This is a genomic window from Herbaspirillum sp. VT-16-41 (assembly GCF_001994935.1).
Classification (GTDB): Bacteria; Pseudomonadota; Gammaproteobacteria; order Burkholderiales; family Burkholderiaceae_D; genus Herbaspirillum; species Herbaspirillum frisingense.
Genome location: NZ_MUXB01000053.1, coordinates 1 through 384, shown reverse-complemented (window position 1 = coordinate 384; position 384 = coordinate 1). Strand labels below are relative to the sequence as shown.

The 384-nt window shown below is 42.2% G+C and carries 1 protein-coding gene; it reads left to right on the top strand.

All coding sequences use genetic code 11. The annotated features are described in order from the left end of the window. Nucleotides 1-106: 106 nt before the first annotated feature. Nucleotides 107-384, top strand: a 278-nt coding sequence (locus tag BTM36_RS27615; protein ID WP_217349551.1) for a hypothetical protein, incomplete at its 3' end; no start/stop codon positions are given.

The window sequence follows — 384 nt, the reverse complement described above, 5'->3', positions numbered from 1 at the left end:
CACAGTTTAAATTAGTCTGGGTAACCACGACGCCTTTTAGAAAGAAGAAAATCGAAAAGTTGTGTGTAGGGCTTAAGGTGAAAGTCTACTTATGGGAGGAACTGAGATGAAAACTCAAACTATGTCTATAAGTGAGTTTATGGCTGGGGATTATAAAGTAAAGGAAATAAAACAAAGAAATGCAAAAATAAAGAAATCACAACAATCAATGGAAAGAATTGCTCGTGTTGCAGCAGGGTTATCCATCCCACTTGCTCTTGGTTCACCTATCGGAGCAGTATTGGGAGCGTCAAAAGCATTTGCTTCCACCAGCGTTCCCGGTGCCGCCACAATCGCAGTACCAGTTACAGCAAAGGAATGGATGGGGGAACAAACACTGTCTGC